Annotated in this window: 21 protein-coding genes and 1 other RNA gene; 10 read left to right on the top strand and 12 right to left on the bottom strand. The window is 47.4% G+C overall.

Annotation, left to right across the window (positions count from 1 at the left end):
- Window position 1 precedes the first annotated feature (1 nt).
- Window positions 2–631, bottom strand: a complete 630-nt coding sequence (locus K331_RS0123535) for a rhomboid family intramembrane serine protease (RefSeq protein WP_028592163.1) — start codon at window positions 629–631, stop codon at window positions 2–4.
- 376 nt (window positions 632–1,007) lie between these two features.
- Here K331_RS0123535 and tpx point away from each other — a divergent pair, with 376 nt between their 5' ends.
- Window positions 1,008–1,526 carry a thiol peroxidase gene (gene tpx, locus K331_RS0123530; RefSeq protein WP_028592162.1) on the top strand — a complete coding sequence of 173 codons (519 nt, stop codon included), beginning with the start codon at window positions 1,008–1,010 and terminating at the stop codon, window positions 1,524–1,526.
- 199 nt (window positions 1,527–1,725) lie between these two features.
- Here tpx and K331_RS0123525 read toward each other — a convergent pair whose 3' ends face one another.
- From K331_RS0123525 to K331_RS0123505, 6 genes are all read right to left on the bottom strand, one after another.
- Window positions 1,726–2,118, bottom strand: coding sequence for a DUF1499 domain-containing protein (locus tag K331_RS0123525; RefSeq protein WP_025681441.1), 393 nt, complete (start codon window positions 2,116–2,118; stop codon window positions 1,726–1,728).
- Window positions 2,119–2,301: 183 nt separating this feature from the next.
- Window positions 2,302–2,494, bottom strand: a non-coding RNA gene (gene ssrS / locus K331_RS31690) — 6S RNA.
- Window positions 2,495–2,579: 85 nt separating this feature from the next.
- A complete protein-coding gene (locus K331_RS0123520) occupies window positions 2,580–3,602 on the bottom strand; it encodes an NADH:flavin oxidoreductase/NADH oxidase (RefSeq protein ID WP_028592161.1) in 1,023 nt (340 codons plus the stop codon).
- Between the two features lie 231 nt (window positions 3,603–3,833).
- Window positions 3,834–4,256: a MarR family winged helix-turn-helix transcriptional regulator gene (locus K331_RS0123515; RefSeq protein ID WP_028592160.1), complete on the bottom strand. Its 423-nt coding sequence runs from the start codon at window positions 4,254–4,256 to the stop codon at window positions 3,834–3,836.
- Between the two features lie 253 nt (window positions 4,257–4,509).
- Window positions 4,510–5,268 (bottom strand): YesL family protein, encoded by a 759-nt coding sequence (locus tag K331_RS0123510; RefSeq protein ID WP_028592159.1) that lies wholly within the window; start codon window positions 5,266–5,268, stop codon window positions 4,510–4,512.
- 219 nt (window positions 5,269–5,487) lie between these two features.
- On the bottom strand, window positions 5,488–7,080 hold the full coding sequence (locus K331_RS0123505) for a DEAD/DEAH box helicase (RefSeq protein WP_028592158.1): 1,593 nt from the start codon (window positions 7,078–7,080) through the stop codon (window positions 5,488–5,490).
- A gap of 351 nt (window positions 7,081–7,431) precedes the next feature.
- Between K331_RS0123505 and K331_RS0123500 the strand changes: the two genes are divergently transcribed.
- From K331_RS0123500 to K331_RS0123480, 4 genes are all read left to right on the top strand, one after another.
- Entirely contained in the window at window positions 7,432–8,244 is an 813-nt protein-coding gene (locus K331_RS0123500) for a YitT family protein (protein ID WP_156897717.1), read from the top strand.
- A 125-nt stretch (window positions 8,245–8,369) separates the two neighbouring features.
- The gene (locus K331_RS0123495) at window positions 8,370–8,603 is read left to right on the top strand and encodes a hypothetical protein (protein ID WP_208115186.1); all 234 of its coding nucleotides are present in this window, start codon (window positions 8,370–8,372) and stop codon (window positions 8,601–8,603) included.
- A 296-nt stretch (window positions 8,604–8,899) separates the two neighbouring features.
- Window positions 8,900–10,039 (top strand): putative glycoside hydrolase, encoded by a 1,140-nt coding sequence (locus K331_RS0123485; RefSeq protein ID WP_404821523.1) that lies wholly within the window; start codon window positions 8,900–8,902, stop codon window positions 10,037–10,039.
- A gap of 156 nt (window positions 10,040–10,195) precedes the next feature.
- Window positions 10,196–11,569: an MATE family efflux transporter gene (locus K331_RS0123480; protein ID WP_028592154.1), complete on the top strand. Its 1,374-nt coding sequence runs from the start codon at window positions 10,196–10,198 to the stop codon at window positions 11,567–11,569.
- A 153-nt stretch (window positions 11,570–11,722) separates the two neighbouring features.
- Here the strand turns inward: K331_RS0123480 and pfkA are convergent, their stop codons facing one another.
- The 4 genes from pfkA to K331_RS0123460 form a co-directional block, all read right to left on the bottom strand.
- The gene (gene pfkA, locus K331_RS0123475) at window positions 11,723–12,694 is read right to left on the bottom strand and encodes a 6-phosphofructokinase (protein WP_018885920.1); all 972 of its coding nucleotides are present in this window, start codon (window positions 12,692–12,694) and stop codon (window positions 11,723–11,725) included.
- 61 nt (window positions 12,695–12,755) lie between these two features.
- On the bottom strand, window positions 12,756–13,784 hold the full coding sequence (locus K331_RS0123470) for a tetraprenyl-beta-curcumene synthase family protein (RefSeq protein ID WP_404821522.1): 1,029 nt from the start codon (window positions 13,782–13,784) through the stop codon (window positions 12,756–12,758).
- Window positions 13,785–13,966: 182 nt separating this feature from the next.
- Window positions 13,967–15,358 carry an MATE family efflux transporter gene (locus K331_RS30340; RefSeq protein WP_036635674.1) on the bottom strand — a complete coding sequence of 464 codons (1,392 nt, stop codon included), beginning with the start codon at window positions 15,356–15,358 and terminating at the stop codon, window positions 13,967–13,969.
- A gap of 130 nt (window positions 15,359–15,488) precedes the next feature.
- Window positions 15,489–15,686, bottom strand: coding sequence for a cold shock domain-containing protein (locus K331_RS0123460; protein ID WP_018885923.1), 198 nt, complete (start codon window positions 15,684–15,686; stop codon window positions 15,489–15,491).
- A 157-nt stretch (window positions 15,687–15,843) separates the two neighbouring features.
- Here K331_RS0123460 and K331_RS0123455 point away from each other — a divergent pair, with 157 nt between their 5' ends.
- The 5 genes from K331_RS0123455 (at window position 15,844) to K331_RS0123435 (ending at window position 19,747) form a co-directional block, all read left to right on the top strand.
- Window positions 15,844–16,077 (top strand): hypothetical protein, encoded by a 234-nt coding sequence (locus tag K331_RS0123455; protein WP_028592152.1) that lies wholly within the window; start codon window positions 15,844–15,846, stop codon window positions 16,075–16,077.
- A gap of 6 nt (window positions 16,078–16,083) precedes the next feature.
- Complete coding sequence (locus K331_RS0123450; RefSeq protein WP_018885925.1) at window positions 16,084–16,272, top strand: hypothetical protein; 189 nt, start codon at window positions 16,084–16,086, stop codon at window positions 16,270–16,272.
- Between the two features lie 186 nt (window positions 16,273–16,458).
- On the top strand, window positions 16,459–18,246 hold the full coding sequence (gene pepF, locus K331_RS0123445; protein WP_028592151.1) for an oligoendopeptidase F: 1,788 nt from the start codon (window positions 16,459–16,461) through the stop codon (window positions 18,244–18,246).
- 84 nt (window positions 18,247–18,330) lie between these two features.
- The gene (locus K331_RS30335) at window positions 18,331–18,708 is read left to right on the top strand and encodes a LapA family protein (RefSeq protein ID WP_028592150.1); all 378 of its coding nucleotides are present in this window, start codon (window positions 18,331–18,333) and stop codon (window positions 18,706–18,708) included.
- 1 nt (window position 18,709) lies between these two features.
- Window positions 18,710–19,747: a M42 family metallopeptidase gene (locus tag K331_RS0123435; protein WP_028592149.1), complete on the top strand. Its 1,038-nt coding sequence runs from the start codon at window positions 18,710–18,712 to the stop codon at window positions 19,745–19,747.
- 586 nt (window positions 19,748–20,333) lie between these two features.
- Here K331_RS0123435 and nikE read toward each other — a convergent pair.
- Window positions 20,334–21,134, bottom strand: a complete 801-nt coding sequence (gene nikE, locus K331_RS0123430) for a nickel import ATP-binding protein NikE (RefSeq protein ID WP_028592148.1) — start codon at window positions 21,132–21,134, stop codon at window positions 20,334–20,336.
- Window positions 21,135–21,160: the final 26 nt, after the last annotated feature.

Genomic DNA, 21,160 nt, shown 5'->3' with positions numbered 1-21,160 from the left:
GTCATGACTTATTTCGCCGCGGCAGCTTCAATAGCCGAATGATAAGTCCATAGATAAAGAATCCGCCCAGCAAGCCACCCAGATGCCCCATCCAGCTCACTTCCGTGCGGGTGAAGGATAAGATAACCCCCATTACTAGCAGTACATACAGCGTCTTACGAGAGGCCTCGTCAATAATCTGCCGCTGCAGTAAGGAAATATACAAGAAGGCCCCGTAAATACCATAAATCGCCCCTGATGCCCCCACCGAAAGGGTAGGCTGTGAGATGGAATTATAGTAAGCCGTGGATAACACATTGCCCACAATCCCACTCAGTAAATATAGCAAGAGATATCGAGAAGGACCCAGCCAGCGCTCAAGCGGCGGTGCAAAGATCAGGATAGCAAAGCAGTTGAAGAACAAGTGATCGAACCCCGAATGCAGAAACATCGAGGTAACGTTACGCCACAGCTCCTCACTGTAGGGTGGCATATTAAGTAACGCACCGAACCTCAGCAGGACTCTATTGTCCTGGGAGCCACCGTTCCAAAATACAATCAGATGCATGACCACATTGGCCAGCAAGATCAGACAGGTGACTGGATAGTAGCGAAGATAACTTCTCCAATTTTCATTGCGTAGAAATATCAAGTGACCACTTCTTTCCATAGATTAAAATCTACATTCATGTATACGCAACATTTTACAATTCCGATTCAATTCCATTCCCACGTGCCCGATTTCAATCAATTAAAGATACATATTACATATTACATATTCATACATTCATTCCATTTCTATATTTCCATATATTGTGGGCAAAAAGCAAGTACGTCAGCTTAAAATCGTATAGAAGCATAATACGCCCTTATAATAGGATTATAATAGATTTGGGCAGGAATCACCAATCATTCCATGGTGTTAGGTCAATGCAATCCCTACCCGTGATTAGACATCCTTACTGTAATTCGATATAATAGGTTGTACACAATTTAATCAAACCAATATTAATAAGGAGGAGTTACACATGACACAAGAACGTAGCGGTGCAGCTCATTTTAAAGGCAATCCAATTACTCTGATCGGACCCGAGTTAAAGGTTGGGGACGCTGCTCCTGATTTCAAGATACATAAGAGCCTTGGTGAAGAGGTGTCTCTCGCCGATTACAAGGGCAAAATCAAGCTGATCAGTGTAGTCCCTTCACTCGATACTGGTGTGTGTGATGCACAGACCCGCAGATTCAACGTAGAAGCTGGAGGCCTTGGTGATGAGGTTATCGTGCTGACAGTCAGCGTCGATCTTCCTTTTGCCCAAGCTCGCTGGTGCGGTTCTGCGGGAGTTGACCGTGTAGTGACGTTGTCTGACTACAAGGAGCATTCCTTCGGTAAGGCGTATGGTGTCTTGATTAAGGAATTCCATCTGGATATGCGTTCTATCTTTGTTATCGACGCAGATGACAAGATCGCTTACGTAGAATATCTGACAGAAATGACAGATCATCCTGATTATGAGAAGGCTATTGGAGCCGTCAAAGCCTTGCTGTAGTTGAATGCTGTAGCAGCTTGCTGACATTCAGGCACAGCCTCCATCTAATAGGTCTACCCAATTATTAGGCTACTGTTCGTAGATTATCTTAACATTAAGCTGCCTCAAAATTAGGAAAAGGACCTCAATCACCCACCAGTGGCGGGCCATTGAGGTCCTTGTTATTGAACCTGATCCAAGCACGACATCCGGACGAATACTACTGATCGATCCGGTATGCAGCGAGCTTCTTCTCAAGAACGCCGAACAGATGCAGAATAATTCGATAGTTCCCCCCCAGATCGCCTAATGATCCGCGAGAGGCTGAATAGATGTCCACTGCACTCTTGACAGGAGACACCGATACGATGGATACGGTGATATCAATTTGTCTTCCGAATGGCGTACGCTTCTCAAGGGTAATCTCACCTACCGAAGCTACCTCATGAAGCACCTTGTATCCCGGAATTTTCTTCAACGTCGAGGAGATTTCCTCCCAGGCCTTGTCCCTTGGCAGATTGTAATACCGTGTCTTCAGCAAAGGGTCTTTAACACGATCACCAGTGCTTTCGTGACTGCGAATGATCCCCACAAGAGTCCTTTTTAACGACAACACACTTCCTCCTTCACAATCACCCCGTCACCCGTTAGCTGCGTTTTGTTGCAAACGCTTAAATGTTGTATAGTGACTGTTGTATGAATAGGTGACTGATATATTCCTAGTTCATAGTGTATCATTGTTGCATACAAAAAACACCCCTGTTTGTCAAACAAACAGAGGCGTTATGAATTACTTATGTAACCCGCCGATGCCGTCCGACCATAGTGTCTTCTGAACCTGCTTCAGCAGGTGGGTGATCGCAGATCACGCATTTGAAGTCCCCATGTCAGAATTGACAGGGCATGTCAGCCGCTGATCGTATAAATCTCCCTAGACAATGTCATTGGTTCAAAACAACGAATGACCGTGACGTACACAGCAGGATGTTAAACTTATTATAGGCTTTTATACTGCAAAAGTAAAGAATGTCGAGTAATGTTTATTCACCTTTACATTTTGACGGATGGGACATATCAGAATCCCCTGAGATATTGTTTTGGAACTTCTGTTTCTTTCCCCAAAGCTACCGCAGCTTCAAGAGCCCAATGTGGATTTCTTAGCATGCCTCTTCCTACAGCCACCAATTCTGCATCCTCGTTGCCAATCACGGCGTTCGCCAGAATCGGATCATCCAATCTTCCTACAGCAATTGTCGGAACATTCAGCGCACGGCTGATGGCCCGAGCCAATGGCACCTGATATGCTGCGTGAGTACCTGGTCTTCCAGATGCAGAGATCGGTCCTTCGCCTCCAGCCGAGACATCGAATATATCTACGCCTGCTTGCTGATACTCCTGGGCAAAAGCAGTGCTTTCTTCTAATCCGTATCCGCCATCAACGTATTCCTGGGCAGAAATCCGCATACTCAGCGGCATATCCTCTGGCATTTCAGCCTTTACGGCTTGAATGACCTCGCGGCCAAATCGAGTGAGGTCCTGGCCATACTCATCCTCTCGTCTATTCGTAAGTGGTGAGTGGAATTGGTGGATCAGGTATCCATGTGCGCCATGAATCTGAATCGTATCAAATCCCGCCCGTACAGCACGCGCTGCCGCAGCTCTGAACTTCTCTACCATACCTTTGACCTCTGAGGTTGTAAGCTCCCGAGGTTGTGTAGATTTCTCATCGAACGCGATGGCAGAAGGAGCGACTGGCACCTTAGCATCCTCAGCCTTGCGTCCCGCATGAGCTATTTGAATACCGACCTTGGCGCCATAGCTGTGGCAGGCATCCACAATTCTTTTCAGAGCGGGGATCTGCTCATCAGACCACAATCCCAAGTCATAGTCCGTAATACGTCCGTCCGGCTCTACATCTGTCATCTCAATGATGATCAAGCCTGTTCCACCGATAGCTCGACTAACATAATGCAAATAGTGCCAGTCTGTCGCAATGCCATCCTTTTGCTCTACAGAATACTGACACATAGGCGGCATTACAATGCGATTCTTGAGCTTCAGTGCCTTAAAGCTATATGGGGTAAACAAATCTTTCACGGAAAAAGCTCCTCTCCATCTATAATAATTCATTTTATAGCATTAATGCATGTGCATGCATATAATATTAGCACTTTGAGTGCATTTGTCAATAACTCATAGGATGCAATTTAACTTGGTTAAGTATACATGAAATGTAGGTAATGTTGTGCCCGTCAAGAAACGCAAAAACAGGCCCTTCTCCCAAGCAGATGAAGCGCCCTACCTTGCGTCCAAGCTGTATCTCCCTGATCACAGTTTTTGTGTAAGAGATTGCAACTCTGACTTCACACTATCCTTGTCCAGTTCGGCTGACAGCACCTCGTGAAAGACCCTTGTCGCCCCCTCCAGCTTCTTCTCACCAATCTCGGTGATCTGAGTATAGACTCCCCTCCGGTCATCCTCACATACATGTCGCTGCAGTGCCCTGCAATTTTCGGCTTCCATTCTCGCTACGAGCCTCGACACAGCACTTTGGCTCAAATCCACCATCTCCTGAATGTGCTGCAATCTCATTTTTTTATCTTCAGAGCCAGAAATGAAATAAAGAACATAGAATTCTTTAAGTGATAATCCATAATGATGCTGAAGGGCATGTTCCAGTTTATCATTAATATTGGAGTGGATATAGGACAAGGATGACCAGACATCCAATAGCTTGTTGCTGTTTACCATTTCAAGCTCACCCAATCTATAGTGAAGTAATAACATCTGTCAGGAAGACCTTAACCTATTCTACCAAGCTTGCCGTAAGCGGTCAAAAAAGCTAGCGCAACAGCAGCCAACACATGAACAGAGAAATGAACTCCATTGCACCTAGAATCATAATTTCCAATGTGTAGAATTTAAAAAGACTCCACGAAGGGAGCCTGCTAAATTGTTATATTGTGATCCAGCACAAAGTATTAGCTTAATTATAAGCAATTCATTACTTCTCCTCGGGTTCCGAGTCGGTCTTCTCTTGTCCTTCCTTATCCTGCTGCAGCTTCTCCGCTTGACTCTGCATCTTCATGAAGGTGCCATAGAAGTTAAAGAAGGCTAACCAGGCCATAAGACACGGAATGAAGAATACATAGAGCACGGGGTAATGAATACCGATATAAATAAGGACTGCACAGCCAATCAGTGTAGAGAACACACGGAATGGTCTAATTAGCGTCAGCAAAATGCAATTCTTCAGAATCTGTCCAATCGTCATGTGATAGTGGGCAACCATCGAGAAGAAGTTGAACAAGGATACAAAGAGAATAATGAGCAGAATCAGCATGATAATGCCCAGCAGCTGCAGATTCTTGAGCTGAGTCATATATATAGTGTAGTCTACATACATGATGACGATCAGCATTGTATAAAAGAGACCGCCAACCAGACTCTGCTTGTAATTATCTCTGTAGCCTCTAAAAAATGTCTTGAAGACGGGAACATCACTGTCTCCCATAACCCATTTTCTCACTACTGTGAACATTGCTGCAGTGGCCGGGAATAAAGTAAGCGGTGCCACAATAGCCATGGCATAATTCATAACGAGGGAGTTGTCCGCCCATTGATTGCTCATCGCAATCAGCTTTAGTATAACGAAGAAAATAAAAGGCGACGAACAAAGCGCCCACAATAAATTTGTAGCAGCAAAACGCGTTATCCACTCTGTCAGGCGGTAAATACCACCCATGGCTCCTCTGAATTCCAAATTGTCTCCCCCTTGTCTCGTGATGCTCTTGCGTTTATTTTATATCCGCTTCAAGCCTAAACCTTCTCCCTCATCATAACCTACTATGACCCTATTACGCCAGTTCATCGTTATAATCTTCACAATCGAGACACGAAAGAAAATTCACTGACAGGATAACAACAGCCGAAGTGATTTTGCTCACTTCGGCTGCTGAATCCCTACATATGCAGGTGGCTATTATTCAAAAGAAGAATCTTCACGTCTTGGGGCACGGCGCGTGTCAGAGCTGCTGCTCGGACGCGGTCTGCGGTCCCCGCGGTTATCACGGTTGTAGCTTCCGCCACTACCGCCGCTACTACTACGATTATCGCGATTGTAGCCACCACGGTTGCCACCGTTGCCGCCGCTACCACCACTACGTCCATCACGGCTGTTGTATCCGCCACGTCCGCTACCGAAGTTGGACGGCTTGCGACCGCCAGAACGAACATCGAACTTGCGACGCTTTGCACGAATTGGATCTTCTGGAGTCAGCTCAATATTTGCATCTCTCTTCTCACCTGTAAGCAACTTGATCGCTGCGGAGAGCAATTGTACAGAATCATATTGCTCCAGCATTTGGATCGCCAGACCTTTGTATTCATTCAGTTCGCCTGCTTCTACTACTTCCAGCAGACGCTCTGCTGTGATGCGCTGTTTGCCCTCGATCGCTTCAGCCAAAGTAGGCAGTGGCTTACGTGGAATACGGTGTCTTGTTACACGCTCAATGAAGTGCAGATGGTCAATTTCACGTGGTGTTACGAAGGACCAAGCTGCTCCTTCTTTACCAGCACGGCCTGTACGACCAATACGGTGCACATAGCTCTCAGGATCTTGTGGCAGGTCAAAGTTCACAACGTGTGTCACGCCGGATACGTCGAGACCACGTGCCGCTACGTCTGTAGCTACCAGTACATCAATGCTGCCGTCACGGAATTTACGCATTACGGTATCACGTTGATTTTGGGAAAGATCACCATGAAGTCCGTCCGCAGAATATCCACGCTTTTGGAGAGCTTCAGCCAATTCGTCAACACGACGCTTCGTACGTCCGAATACGATAGCCAGTTCAGGTGATTCCATGTCCAGCAGTCGGCTCAGCGCTTCGAATTTTTGACGCTCAGGAACTTCGATGTAAGCTTGATCAATCAATGGAGCACTTACTTGCTTAGGAATTACAGAGACATGCTCTGGATTTTTAAGGAACTGCTGTGCCAGCTTTTGAATGTTAGGAGGCATGGTAGCCGAGAAAAGCATCGTCTGACGGTCTTCTGGCACTTGCTTAAGAATGGATTGGATGTCTTCCATGAAGCCCATGTCCAGCATTTCATCCGCTTCATCCAATACGACGGTGTTTACGTCATCCAGCTTGATAGTCTTGCGGTTAATGTGATCGAGAAGACGGCCTGGGGTACCGATAATGATCTGAGGCTTTCTTTTCAAAGCGCGGATTTGGCGAACAATGTCCTGTCCACCGTAGATCGGCAATGTGCGCAATCCCTTGAAGCGGGACAATTTCTCAATTTCTTCTGCTACCTGAATAGCAAGCTCGCGTGTCGGAGCCATGATCAGAGCACGGATCTTCTCGTCCGTCTTGGAAATTTTGCTGATCAGCGGAATGCCGAAGGCAGCAGTCTTTCCTGTACCTGTCTGTGCTTGGCCAATCATGTCGCTTCCAGACAATGCAATTGGAATAGATTTGGACTGAATCGGGGTAGCCTCTTCAAATCCCAGCTCAGTAATCGCCTGGATTACCTTCGGTTCTAGATTAAACTCTGCAAATGTTGTCAAATGTATTCAAACTCCTTCGTTTATCGCGGATATGGTGGACAATCCACGGTCTTGTCTGTATTCTTAAGTAGCGTAATATTGTATAGTTTCCCCACAATCAGCGTCAGATATCAAGATGTTCATCCTCCGGATGGTTGCCAACAGTTGCTAGCCAGGGATGGGATGACTTGATCGGATGAATCAAAAACTACGCTTGAAAAGCTCAAGTAACCATTTTAAATTTGAGATGTTAAAGTTAAACCCGCTTCTACTCAAGAATATCCACGCAGTATTATAGCACACAACAAATGAAAAACACCAGCAAGGAAGCTTTCGCAAATTTCATAATGAGGTGAAAATCAGTTGGTAAGGATGTTTTGGAATAGTTTAACTGTTATTTTAGGAGCTGCTGCCATTGCAAGTGGCTTTAATTTATTTCTAATCCCCCATCAATTATTAAGTGGCGGCGTATCCGGCGTATCCATGCTGATTGGATATTTCTCCAAATTTGATATCAGTATCATGTACTTTGTCCTGAACATTCCAATTCTCATAGCCGGGTGGTTCTTGCTCGGCAAGCGATTCATTGGACAAAGCATGCTGTCCGTTGTGGCCACGACCTGGCTGCTTACGCTTATTCCACAAAAATCACTGGTAACCGAAACACTGCTGGCCTCTGTAGTCGGAGGCGTGCTGGTAGGTATTGGTGTAGGGATCTCCTTCAGAGCGGGCGGCTCCTCTGGCGGGTTCGATATTCTCGGCTCCATCGTGACGCGTTATCGTGATTTCCCAGTGGGAACTGTCCTCGTAGCCATGAATGGTCTCGTCATTCTAGCAGCAGGCTATCTCAATGCAGACTGGAACATAGCCCTAATGTCCATGATTTCCATCTACGTCACGGGCAAAGTCGTGGATGTTATCCACGTGAGCCATACCAAGATTACGCTGTTCATCATTACAGAGCGTACAGAGGAAGTCCTCGCACGCTTGCTGCTGCTCCCACGCGGGGTTAGCAAGATCAAGATTGAAGGTGCCTTCTCCCATAAGGAAAAGGATATGCTGATGACGGTAACAACCCGCTATGAACTGGCAGAGCTGAAGCGCATCATTAAGGAAAGCGATCCAGCTGCTTTTGTCAATATTGTGGAGACCGTTGGGGTCATGGGCGCATTTAACAGAAGATAATTCATATGTCCGCTGCACGGGTAATTTATTTTGTGGTACACTAAGGGTGCGCGCTCCTCCCGAAGACCAGCTTTACCCGCTTTTTCACAGTGTCTTGGCTTTTCCGATTCGCCTGAATGATTCATATGAATGATTCCGAGCCAGAACAGGAAAGGGTGATTTTTGTGGAAATGGAAACGGTAAAACTGTCTGACATCGTGTTGAAATGGTTTCCTGAAATGCTGCCGTTTTTGAAACAGAATGAGCTCAACTCCAGAATTGTGCTAAGAGACGGTATTGGAATTCTGGAAGCCCAAGATGCGCTTGAAATTATTCAGTACAGCATTTGTGAGCATCAGAACCCCAGCTTTCTGCATTAATGGCCTCTGATGCCCAATATGCCGCTACCAGCCAGGATCAGCTCTTGGACGGTAGCGGCATTATTTATGTCCATCATGTTTGCAGCTTCCGCAGCTCGGTTAATAGACCTTTTACGATCTGTTGATGTGATTCTCGCACTGGACTGGTTAGCTGCAGTGGTTACAAACATGTTGATTTTGAAGCGGGCGGCTTTAGTATAATACAGTTCAGAGATCAGGCCTCAGGTCACAGACCGCACAAAGGGAGAGACAAATATATGAATATCTTTTTGGCCATTTTAGCCCTCGCAATGAGCATGGGCAGTACGGACAGCGGTGGGAGCACGGATACTTCATTGAAATCCACCTTGCAGACTACGATGAACAGGGCTGTCATTCAAAGTCAGGGCACGGATGCTCCTGTGGATGCATCTAATCCACCAGCCAAAGTAGATCCGCAGCCAGGAACCCCACCGATCAAGGGCATCTACGTAACAGCATACAGCGCCGGAGGCGAACGTATGGCGAAGCTGCTGAACCTGCTGGATTCTACAGAGCTGAATGCCATGGTTATTGATATTAAGGATGACGCTGGCTACATAACTTATCCGACCACTAATCCCAAGCTGACAGCCATGGGTAAACCCCAGCCCTTCATTAAAGATATGCCCAAGCTGATGGAACGCTTGAAGAAGCATGATGTCTACCCGATTGCCCGGGTCGTGGTGTTCAAGGATACGATCCTCGCCAAGAAGAACCCTGAGCTGTCCTTCCTTAACCCGGACGGATCCATTTGGAAGAACGGCGGTGGGGACAGCTTCGTGAATCCGTATAATAAGGAAGTATGGGATTACAATATCGAGATCGCGAAGGAAGCTGCCAAGCTTGGCTTCAAAGAAATTCAGTTTGACTATGTACGCTTCCCTGAAGGCTTCGAGAAGCGGGCAGACAAGCTCAAGTATACCAAGGTCGAGGATCAGTCCCGTGTAGATGCTGTAGCTGAATTCGTGCAGTATGCCCGGCAGCAGCTTGCACCTATGGGCGTCAGAGTCTCTGTAGATATCTTCGGATATGCAGCAGCAGTTCCAGCGGCTGAGGGCATAGGACAGGATTTCACCAAGATATCCGAGAATGTCGATGTCATCTCCCCAATGGTATATCCAAGCCATTACTCCACAGGCTGGTACGGAGCCAAGGACCCAGACAAGAAGCCATATCAGGTAATCAAGGGTTCTATGGAGGATACGCACAAGAAGCTTGATCCTACTGGTGATCTGAAGCCGATCATACGTCCCTGGATTCAGGATTTCACAGCTAGCTGGCTGGGGTCGGGACATTATACCAAGTACGGGAAGAAGGAAGTTGAGGAACAGATTCGTGCCATGAAGGACATGAACGTTGATGAATATTTATTGTGGAACGCATCCAATCGTTATACAGAAGGCGTCAATTATTAATTTGCAATTATTCCGCATATATTTTGATTTCATACATGCTCTACACAAGAAAGCTCCCTTGCGGGGCTTTTTTGTCGGGCATATGCTGACACTACATTTAAATCCAAGCAATCACAAACACTACATAAAGTAAATTATTGAAAAAGAGGTTCGCACATGGAACGTACGTACACTACAATGCAAAAATGGAAGCAGTTCCTTTACATTTTAACTCCTATTCTAGTCACCCAAATCTCACTCTCGCTCATGACCTTCTTTGACACCAATATGTCTGGACGCTTCTCTCCTGCTGATCTGGCGGGTGTCGCTGTTGGTGTCAGTCTCTGGAATCCTGTTCAGACAGGACTAAGTGGAATTCTTCTTGCTGTAACTCCAGTCGTCGCCCAGCTAATCGGCAAGCAGCGAAAGGATCGAGTGTCCTTCTATGTCATCCAGGCGTTGTGGCTTTCCATCATAATCGCCATCGCTGTATTGCTGCTGGGTATCCTTGGACTTGAGCCCATCATTCAAGCCATGGACCTGGAGGAACGCGTTGCTTATGTAGCTATCTATTACTTGGTCGCGCTCGCCTTCGGGATTGTGCCTTTCTTCGGGTATACGGTTCTACGCAGCTTCATGGATGCTCTGGGACAGACACGCATAACGATGATGATCACGCTAGCTTCCCTGCCGATCAATATTGTACTGAACTACCTTCTGATCTATGGTAAGCTCGGGTTCCCGCAGCTAGGCGGGATCGGCTCGGGGGTAGCAACAGCCTTCACCTATTGGATCTGCTTCCTGCTGTCCTTCATTCTCGTACATCGTCATCGTAGCTTCGCGGAATACGGTATTTTCCGGAGCTGGCAGGGCTTCTCGTTCTCTGCATGGAAGGAGCTCCTGTCCATCGGAATGCCTATGGGCTTTGCCATATTCTTTGAGACCGCCGTATTCGCGGCTGTTACGCTCTTAATGAGTGACTTTAGCACGATTACTATTGCAGCCCATCAGGCAGCACTGAACTTCGCTTCCACCTTGTACATGGTTCCACTGAGCATATGTATGGCATTGACGATCCTTGTCGGCTTCGAGGCCGGGGCCGGACGAATCCAGGATGCGAAGAGCTATGGAAGGATTGGTATTGGCTCGGCTGCCGCCTTCTCAATTGCTTCAGCTGTAATCCTTCTCTTGTGGAGTGAACAGGTTGCCGGACTGTATTCCAGAGATACGGAGGTTATCGCACTTATACAGCATTTCCTAGTATACGCAATCTTCTTCCAGCTCTCGGATGCCATCGCTACCCCAACCCAGGGAGCTTTGCGTGGATTTAAGGATGTGAAGCCAGCCTTCTTCCTTACCTTCCTTTCCTTCTGGGTCATTGGTCTTCCATCTGGATATCTATTCGCCACCTTAACCAGCCTTGGTGCATTCGGTTACTGGCTGGGCTTGATTACTGGACTCGCTGTTGGAGCAGTCACTTTGCTCCTTCGTCTTATGCTCGTTCAGCGTAGATACGAACGTATGGACATGGTAGCCAATCAGGCGGATTAAATATCAGTTGACGATAAAAAAAGCTCCCCTCGCAGCAGCAGATCCTAAGTTGATCTGTTGATTGCAAGGGGAGCTTTTCATTTATAGATCGTTCATTACGGGTAAGATCTCGAAGGTGCTCCTAGGGTATCAAGCCAAGCATTATTTCGGAAATTACTGGGACAGACGCAATGCCAGCTCGTACATGTCCATGTTGAATTCCTTCTTCGTGTTAACAACCTTATCAATATCTGTCGCAACCAGTTCGCCCTTGATAATTCCACAAGCCTTGTCCGATTGTCCTTCGATCAACTGACGCACCGCGAAATCTCCAAGACGGCTAGCAAGGTTGCGGTCAAAGGCAGTTGGCGTACCGCCACGTTGAATGTGACCCAGTACCGTAACACGTGGCTCGTAGGATGGACAACGTTTCATAATCTCGGCAGCTACATCTTCACCCTTGCCTACGCCTTCAGCTACGACAATAATACTGTGACGCTTGCCGTGTGCAAAGTTCTGTCTCATGCGCTCGGCTACATCATTCATGTCGAATTCCACCTCAGGAACGAGAATGGTCTCCGCACCGGAAGCAAGACCTGCATGAAGGGCAATATCCCCGCAATGACGACCCATAACCTCTACAATGGAGGAACGCTCGTGGGAGGACATCGTGTCACGAAGCTTGTTCACAGCATCCACAACGATGCTTACCGCGGTATCAAAGCCAATTGTGTAGTCTGTGAAGGAAATATCATTATCAATTGTGCCCGGAAGACCCATCGTATTGATGCCTTGTTGGCTGAGCTTGTTCGCTCCTTGATAAGATCCGTCTCCACCGATGACTACCAATCCGTCGATGCCGTGATCACGCAAGATCTGAGCACCCTTTTGCTGACCCTCAAGTGTTCTGAACTCCAAGCATCTTGCTGATTGCAGGATAGTTCCGCCGCGCTGGATAATGTCCCCTACACTACGCAAATCCATAGGAAAAATATCATTGTTTAACAGGCCGTGGTAGCCTCTCTGAATTCCGTACACCTCAAGGCCGAAATACAAACCGCTGCGAACGACTGCACGAACAGCTGCGTTCATCCCCTGTGAGTCTCCACCACTTGTCAATACTGCGATTTTCTTAACTGCTGTCATGATTATTTCCTCCTAATAATTCTCATAAGTCAATTTCACAACTCACTAAAAATGGATTCTCTCATAAATGCCTTTTTCTTATCCAACGACTATTCACCAGAAAAAAGATGCGCATCAGCGGGCTTTTTTTCATCAGCCTTTGTGACGCAAGGCGTACATCCTGCTGTTCGCTCACTTTCGGGTCAGATAAATATAATGCCAGCAATCCCTCGATGATCATCCGGTGAAAGGAGCTTGCAGGGACGGTTGTTACATCCGCCCGCGCGCGATTCACAATATATGTAATCCGGTCAAGCATCGTTTCTGTATCTTCATAATAGTTGCAGAAGTTCAGATCTCCGCCAATCCGGTCTTCATTCTGATCAATTAGATAATCCAGCAATATATGCAGACCGCAGACGTGGGGAAAGTACGAATCATGTATTGAGGCAGCGACCCGCCCAGTCAAGCTACTATCACTTGCAGCCAGGAACAGCATAAATACTCCCAAGGTAGAGCCTGTGGCAGCAGCAAATTCATTCCAAGCCAGCTCTGGTGTACGATGCTTATGCTCCTCCCACCATGTCAGGAGTGCCTCCTCCCTGAGTTCAGGGCGAATGTGCTTGTATACCTGCAAATCCGTGTATAGCTTGGCCAAATCCTGAACATACGGCTTCGCAGCATCATATGCGGGCAACGTCCGGATGCAGGCTTGACAAGTCTGTACCAGACTGCGCAAATATCCACCGTCTTCCTGCTCTTCACGCAGGGCATAATAATTCACGGGAGTAGCTGCAGGATCTACAGCATCCAGCATGGATTGATGAAGCAGCCTAAAATCTGCCGGGTCCATAGAAGTGCTTCGGTCACACAAGTTATCCAGATAATCACTAATCGTCTGATACGCTACAATTAAGGAAATCAGCGTCCTGTGCTCAGACAGATTTGCTGCCGCATAAGCAGCACCTCCATAGCAATGGAACGCTTTACCGGAAATACTGTCCAGCGCCTGTCTTCTCAATTCAAGATCCGGTATTTGACTAGCTGACTGACGCCAATGCTCCAGCGCGCGCTTCGTCTCCGGCAGAATATATCTGTACATCCGGTTCATGAGACCAAGCGGTCCGCGTGGTGCTTGAATTTGTCTTAGCTCAATATCACTCAAATCACGGCCTCCACATACTTGTCTACGTAAATTATACCTATCCAAACCATTCTTATTATAATATGAGCGACCTATTTGCACAAATAAACTATCTCACTTTTTTCAAGACTTTTGTCCTGCTTTCATTTCTATTCAGCAATTTTCTGCAGCATTCCACCCGTGTTCTTCCAGCTTCCCAAACGATAATAGATGATAATAGCCGCTAGTGAAATGACGAAAGCAACCGGGAAGCTCCACCAGACGGCATCCAATCCATAATCGTCAATGAACCAATAAGCCAGCGGTATACGAATGCCCCATAACGAGACGGCTGTAATCAATAACGGAATCATGACTGCTCCAGTGGCCCGCACAACGCCAGTATATACATTCATCATACCGAACAGAACAAAGCTCCACAGTGTAATGGCATTAATTCTTATGCCGAGGTCTACAGCCTCACCTGTGGATGGAAGAAACATCAACAGCGCTTGTCTGTTGAAAATGTAGATTAACGCCACCAGACCACCTGTCATCAGCAGATTAAATAAAATACCAATCCAGGCCATCCGGCGTACTCGATCCCACTTGCCTGCACCGATATTCTGGGCTGCGAACGAGGATACTGCCGCCCCTAGAGCCAGCGCTGGCATCTGCACATAGCTGGACAGGTTATTAGCAGCAGTATAGGCCGCTGCCGCCTCCACGCCAAAGCCATTGACCAGATTCATGAGGGCGATTGCGCTTGAAGTCACCACGATCATCTGCAGACCCATGGGAACCCCTTTGCGTATAAGCACCCAAATAATGCTGAAGTCTGGCTTCAGCAGATAGAGCTCGGAGCCCGTAATACGCAGGAAGTACTTCTTTTTATACAAATAGATGATAATACATACCAGACTTACACATTGAGCAATGACCATCGCAAGTGCCGAACCGGCAATGTGCATGGCTGGGATCGGACCAAATCCAAAGATCAGTAACGGATTCAAGGCAATATCCAACGCTACGCTGAGCAGCAAGAAATAAAATGGCGTCTTTGAATCTCCCGAGCCGCGAAGTACAGTCATGATGTAGTTATAGCCGAACATGAAGGGAATTCCGATAAATACAATTCGTGTGTAGATGATTGCCATTTCTAGCGATTCAGCAGGAGTGTTCAAAGCAACCAGTATAGTGGGAGAGAGAAGAAGACCAGCAAGCCCCACGATGAAAGACAAGCCGAAGAAGAAAACGGTGCTCGTACCTACGATTCGCTTCGCTCCTGCAGCATCCTGAGCTCCAACGCTTTGACCAATCAGAATCGTTGCAGCCATGGTGACACCAAAAATAGAGCTGAGGAGGAAAAACATAATCAGATTCCCGTTTGAGGCGGCTGTCAGGGCTGCTTCTCCGAGAAATTTACCCACCCAGATGGAATTAATTGTGCCGTTGAGAGATTGAAGCACATTTCCGAGGAGCATGGGGAGTGAAAAAAAGAAAAGTGTTTTGGCGATAGGCCCCTCTGTTAGCACGGGGCTACCTTTAGCTTCTAGGGACAAGACGACCAGCTCCTTTGCAGGTAGGTTGTATTTTCGCAAAAAAAGCACAGCTCCCAATTGGGAAACTGCGCTTTCATACACATATTCAGCCAAATCCTTTTATAAGAGATCCGTATACACGGAAGTATTCTTACAATTTGGTTACGTTAGCTGCTTGAGGACCACGGTTACCTTCAGTGATTTCGAACTCAACTTCTTGACCTTCTTCCAAAGTCTTGAAGCCATCTCCTTGGATTGCGGAGAAGTGTACGAATACGTCTTCGCCACCTTCAGTGGAAATGAAGCCGTAGCCTTTTTCTGCGTTGAACCATTTAACTGTACCTTTCAAGTGAACAACCTCCTAAAAATATCGCCATCTATGGCGAATATCCATATTATACTCCATGAATTTCAACAATGCAATTAGTCTTTTAGTGTTCAATTCATTTGTTTTTCGTTACAGTCTGCGGTATTATGAACCAAAACAGCATATGGAGAAATTGCCAATGATGAAAAAACATGAAATATACAAAAAAGACAAATGGAATATGATGACAGTGGAAGTACAGGGTCGTTATATTGTGCTCAGGGAAATCTCGGACGATTGGGGCGAGGAAGCCCATACCTTCATGAGTCGTCCTGCGATGATGCAGTGGGCTAAGCAGCGATTTGACAAGGAAACCTATCAGGGTAATGAGGAAGAATGGGAGCGCATTATGAACGCTTTCAAGCAGGTATAGGGCTTCATGGATACTAGCAGCTCGGTTATTTTTATAATACTGGCGTTCACTCTGGGAATTGTGTTGATTCTTAAGCGCGACAGCCTTCCTGCTCCTCTGAAGAAATGGATGGCACTTGCCTCTGTCATCATGATTGCCTTTGCCTTTTTCCTTATTGTATACGGTTTGATGTACGGGGGTTACAGCCTAGGCTGAAAAGTTTATATATTTGTTCAGGAGGCGGACCATACTAGGACTGATTAAGTCTTAGGTCAAGGAGGCCGTCCCTGAATGAATGCTCCCAAAGCTCTGATTGCACTACTGGCGGCAAGCCTGCTCACATCCTCCGTATCTGTTGATGCGGCGGATCTGTCATCTTTTAATTTGGTAAGGAGGTCCACTATGAGTAAAACAATCAAGCGTTCAGAAGTATCACCGGAGAATGCCTGGAACCTGCAAGACCTCTTCGCGGATCAAGCTGCCTGGGATCAGGAATTCCAGGACATCAAGAAATTGGCGCAGAAAGCTTCGGAATTCCAGGGCAAGCTGGACAACGCCGAAGTCATTCGGGATTGCTTCAAGCTGGAGGATGACATCTCCTTCAAGCTGGAACGTGTCTACGTCTATGCACATCTTCATCATGATGAAGATACTGCAGAAGCTACATATCAGGCCCTCTCTCAAAAGGCCAAAAAGCTCAATGTAGAAGTTAGCGAGGCTTTGTCCTTTGTTACACCAGAAATTCTGGCCCAGCCAGAGGAGAAGCTTGATCAGTACATTGCTGATCCTACGCTGGCTCCATATCGGTTCACCCTTCAGGAAATGAAGCGCGAGAAGGCTCATATACTGAGCAAAAGCGAGGAAGCGTTGCTCGCTCAGGTCGGTACATTGTCTCAGGCTCCGCAAAATATCTTCAGCATGCTGAACAATGCCGATCTGAAGTTCCCGAACATCAAGGATGAGCATGGCAACGAGGTCGAATTGACCCATGGAAGCTATATTCAATATCTGGAGAACCCGAACCGTGAGGTTCGTGAACGGGCCTTTAAAGCGGTATATGATACGTACGCTCGCAACAAGAACACCATTGCCGCTTCGCTAAGCGCCAACGTGAACAAGAACATCTTCTATTCCCGTGTACGCAAGTACCCTTCCGTGCTGGAGATGTCGCTCTATGGTGACAACATTCCGAAGGAAGTCTACACCAATCTGGTAGATACGATCCACGAAAGTCTGCCCTTGCTGCATCGTTACATGAAGCTGCGCAAGAAGCTGCTCGGAGTAGATGAGCTTCATATGTATGACCTGTTCGCTCCTCTTGTGAAGGAATACAAATGGGACATTACATTCGATGAAGCCAAAGCTATGACGGTAGAGGGATTGAAGCCGCTAGGCAAGGAATATCTGGATGTACTGAAGAAGGGCTACAGCGACCGCTGGATCGATGTCTACGAAAATGAGAACAAACGCACCGGCGCATACAGCTGGGGAGCCTATGGCACACATCCTTATGTGCTGTTGAACCACAAGGACAATCTGAACAGTATGTTCACCCTTGCTCATGAAATGGGCCATGCGCTGCATTCCTATTTCTCAGATGAGGCACTTCCTTATCGGGATGCACAATACACCATCTTCCTCGCGGAGGTAGCTTCTACTACGAACGAGGCGTTGCTGATGGATTACCTACTAAAGCACGCGACAGATCCGAAGCAGAAGATGTATCTGCTAACCTACTATGCAGATCAGTTCCGTACAACGGTCTTCCGTCAGACGATGTTCGCCGAATTCGAGAAGATCATTCATGAGCGCGCTGAGCAGGGTGAATCCCTGACACCACAGGCGTTGTCGGACATCTATTATGAGCTGAACATGAAATATCACGGCGATGGCATGACTGTCGATAAGGACATTGCCATGGAATGGGCACGCATCCCCCATTTCTATAACAGCTTCTATGTGTATAAGTACGCTACAGGCTTCTCGGCAGCCACCAGCTTCTCCAAGCAAATTTTGGAGGAAGGCCAACCCGCTGTGGATCGTTATCTTGGCTTCCTGAAGAGTGGCGGAAGTGACTTCTCCATCAATATTCTCAAGAAGGCTGGCGTAGACATGTCTTCGCCAAAACCAATTCGGGAAGCTATGAGTGTATTCGAAAGCCTGATTGAAGAAATGGAAAAGCTCACCTAAGCTATAACCTACGTCATCAATTCATCCCTTGTCCTCCCGGGACAAGGGATTTTCATGAGGGCAAACACATCTGGAGGTGCATACATGAAACTACAATGGTCCTTGATCGCAGCACTGCTCATCGCACTCATTACAGCCGTCTTTGCTGTTATCAACGTGAATTCCGTGCAGGTTAATCTATTGTTCAGTGTTGTCAGCATTCCTCTGATCCTCCTCATTTTGGGCTGCACCCTGCTAGGCGGACTAATTGTCGGTTCCTTCGGGATCTTCCGTCAATATCGTCAGCAGCGGGAGATCAAGATACTGAGAAACGAAGTTCAAGCTCTCAAAGCACAACGGGATGAATTCGCAGAGAGCCTGGTAAGCTACGAGCCACTGTCTGCTGAACCCAATAATAAACAACTAGAGACAGAGACTTCGACCACAGAGTCGGAGCGTGCGAACAAGCTAGGAGGAAATTAAGTTGAATATCCAACCAAATGAAGAATATGTCGTGGATCGTCTGCAAAAGCTGCTGAGCATCCCTAGTCCCAGCGGCTATACGATGCAGGCCATGAAATGGATTGCCGAGGAGGCTGATAAGCTCGGGGTACCTGTGGAGTGGAATGCCAAGGGCGGTGCCATCCTCACCCTCCCAGGAGAGGATTCCAGTCGCACTATCGCTCTCAGTGCGCATGTGGATACACTTGGCGCTATGGTACGCTCCATATCGGCTTATGGCACGCTGCGCATTACCTCTGTGGGCGGCTTCTCAATGAACAGCATTGAGAATGAATACTGCCAGATTCATACACGGAGCGGGCAGGTATATACAGGCACAATTCTATCAACCCAGCCTTCTGTGCATGTCTACTCTGAAGCACGTACCTTTGAGCGGAAGGAAAGCAACATGGAGGTTCGTATCGACGAGTTGGTGAACACCAAAGAGGATGTGCTTGCACTAGGGATCGGTGTTGGGGATTTCATTTCCTTCGACGCTCGCCCAGTTGTCACACCGTCTGGGTATGTCAAATCCCGTCATCTGGATGACAAGGCCAGTGTAGCCGCACTGCTCGGCTTACTGGAATCCGCTCAGCGTGAACAATGGAAGCCCCGCTATACCGTGAAGCTGCTCATCTCCAACTATGAGGAAGTAGGACACGGAGCCGCATCCATCCCAGGAGACATCGCAGAGATGATCGCCGTTGATATGGGAGCTATTGGAGATGACCTTAGCTGCAAAGAGACGGATGTATCCATCTGTGCCAAGGACTCCTCGGGGCCTTATGATTATGAGATGACAAGCCGACTGATCAACCTAGCGCAACAGCTCGCTATTCCACATGCTGTTGATATTTACCCACGTTACAGCTCTGATGCATCGGCAGCTCTTAAGGCCGGACACAACATTCGAGCAGCATTAATTGGACCAGGCGTACATGCTTCCCACTCCATGGAACGCACGCACAAGCAAGCGGTAATCAATACAACTCGCTTACTGGCCGCTTATATTCGGCAATAACGTAATACCTTGACCCTATTAAATGTGAGTGAAAAGTCGCTGCAAGCGGGAACCCTGTCGACCACTGTTAAGCTTGCTGTTCTTTTGAACGAATTGGAAAAGCGGATGAACAGCAAGCTTAAAGGCGGCCACTCCGTTTCTCTAGGGCTTCCCCGCTTTCCGCTAACCACGATCCCTCCAGACCATTCAAACCTGAAATCAGTTTCGGTCAGGGTACTAGTACCTCGGCCAGATCAAATATGAGTATTGAGCAATACAAGCGTGGAGCCTGTCGATATTATTAAACAGAATCAGAATGATCACCCGAGTTCATTTGAGTGCTTGTCCTAATACCACAAGCTGACGTCTGCACTTCCCTGTCAGCTTGTTTTTTTGTATGCTCAGCCTCCCCCACTATAGATAGAGCTGCTCGCAAGAGAGGCAAGCGGCAGATATAGAGCGATTGGATGAACTAAGTCAGTAGCTCCGCCCTAACAATAGAAGACTGTCTCAAAGCCACTCGGCCAGAAACAGTCTTCTCATTTTATAATCCGATTCATCTTATAACCCGATTCAAATATCCAGCATGTACACGATCAACACTCCATTAGGCAAAGGAAATACGCTTGGATGGGTGCTCCGGTAGAACCGAAGACACTAGCCGTTGGATCGCTGGGTGCTTGGACTGTAGAATAGCATCCTTGTCATCACCTTGATAGACGAGCCTCCCTTGATCCAGTACAGCAATCCGATCACAGATTCCCATAGCAGCCCGTATGTCATGAGTAATGAACAGATAGGACAGACCATAAGTCGCACGTAGCTCAGCCAATAATGATAATATTTGTGTCTGATGGACCATGTCCAGACTGCTGACCGATTCATCCAGCACGATCAACTTGGGCTTAAGGGCAATCGCCCTCGCAATGTTAACCCGTTGCAGCTGTCCACCACTGAACTGATTCGGTCGCTTGCTTCCGTCCTCTACGCGAAGTCCCACCTGCTCCAGCAATTGACCAATTCGTCGCTCTCTCTCCTGTGGTGACAAGCGCTCATAGTTGTCCAGAGGTTCTCCAATAATCTGAGCGGCAGTCATGAGCGGATTTACGGCAGAATAGCAATCCTGGAATACCACCTGCAGATCACGTCTTAAGGCCCTCAACACCTGCCTGTTGGACTGATAAATATCCTGGCCTTCGAACAGCACCTGGCCCTTGCTCGGCTTCTCCAGACCGAGGATGATTTTGCCCAATGTGCTCTTGCCTGCCCCGCTCGTGCCCAGTAACCCCATGCAGCAGCCTTTTTCAATTGTAAACGATATATCCGATAGCACTGGAGCCCGTCGCCCAGCACGGTCCAACCAGCTGCGTCTGCCATAGCTATGGGTTAGTACATGTACCTGAAGCACGATTCATCATCCTCTCTTATGCTTGG

This window comes from Paenibacillus massiliensis subsp. panacisoli DSM 21345 (genome assembly GCF_000426545.1).
GTDB classification, from domain to species: Bacteria; Bacillota; Bacilli; order Paenibacillales; family Paenibacillaceae; genus Paenibacillus; species Paenibacillus panacisoli.
The sequence above is the reverse complement of the archived record's forward strand: the minus strand, read 5'-3'. Positions and strand labels throughout refer to the sequence as shown.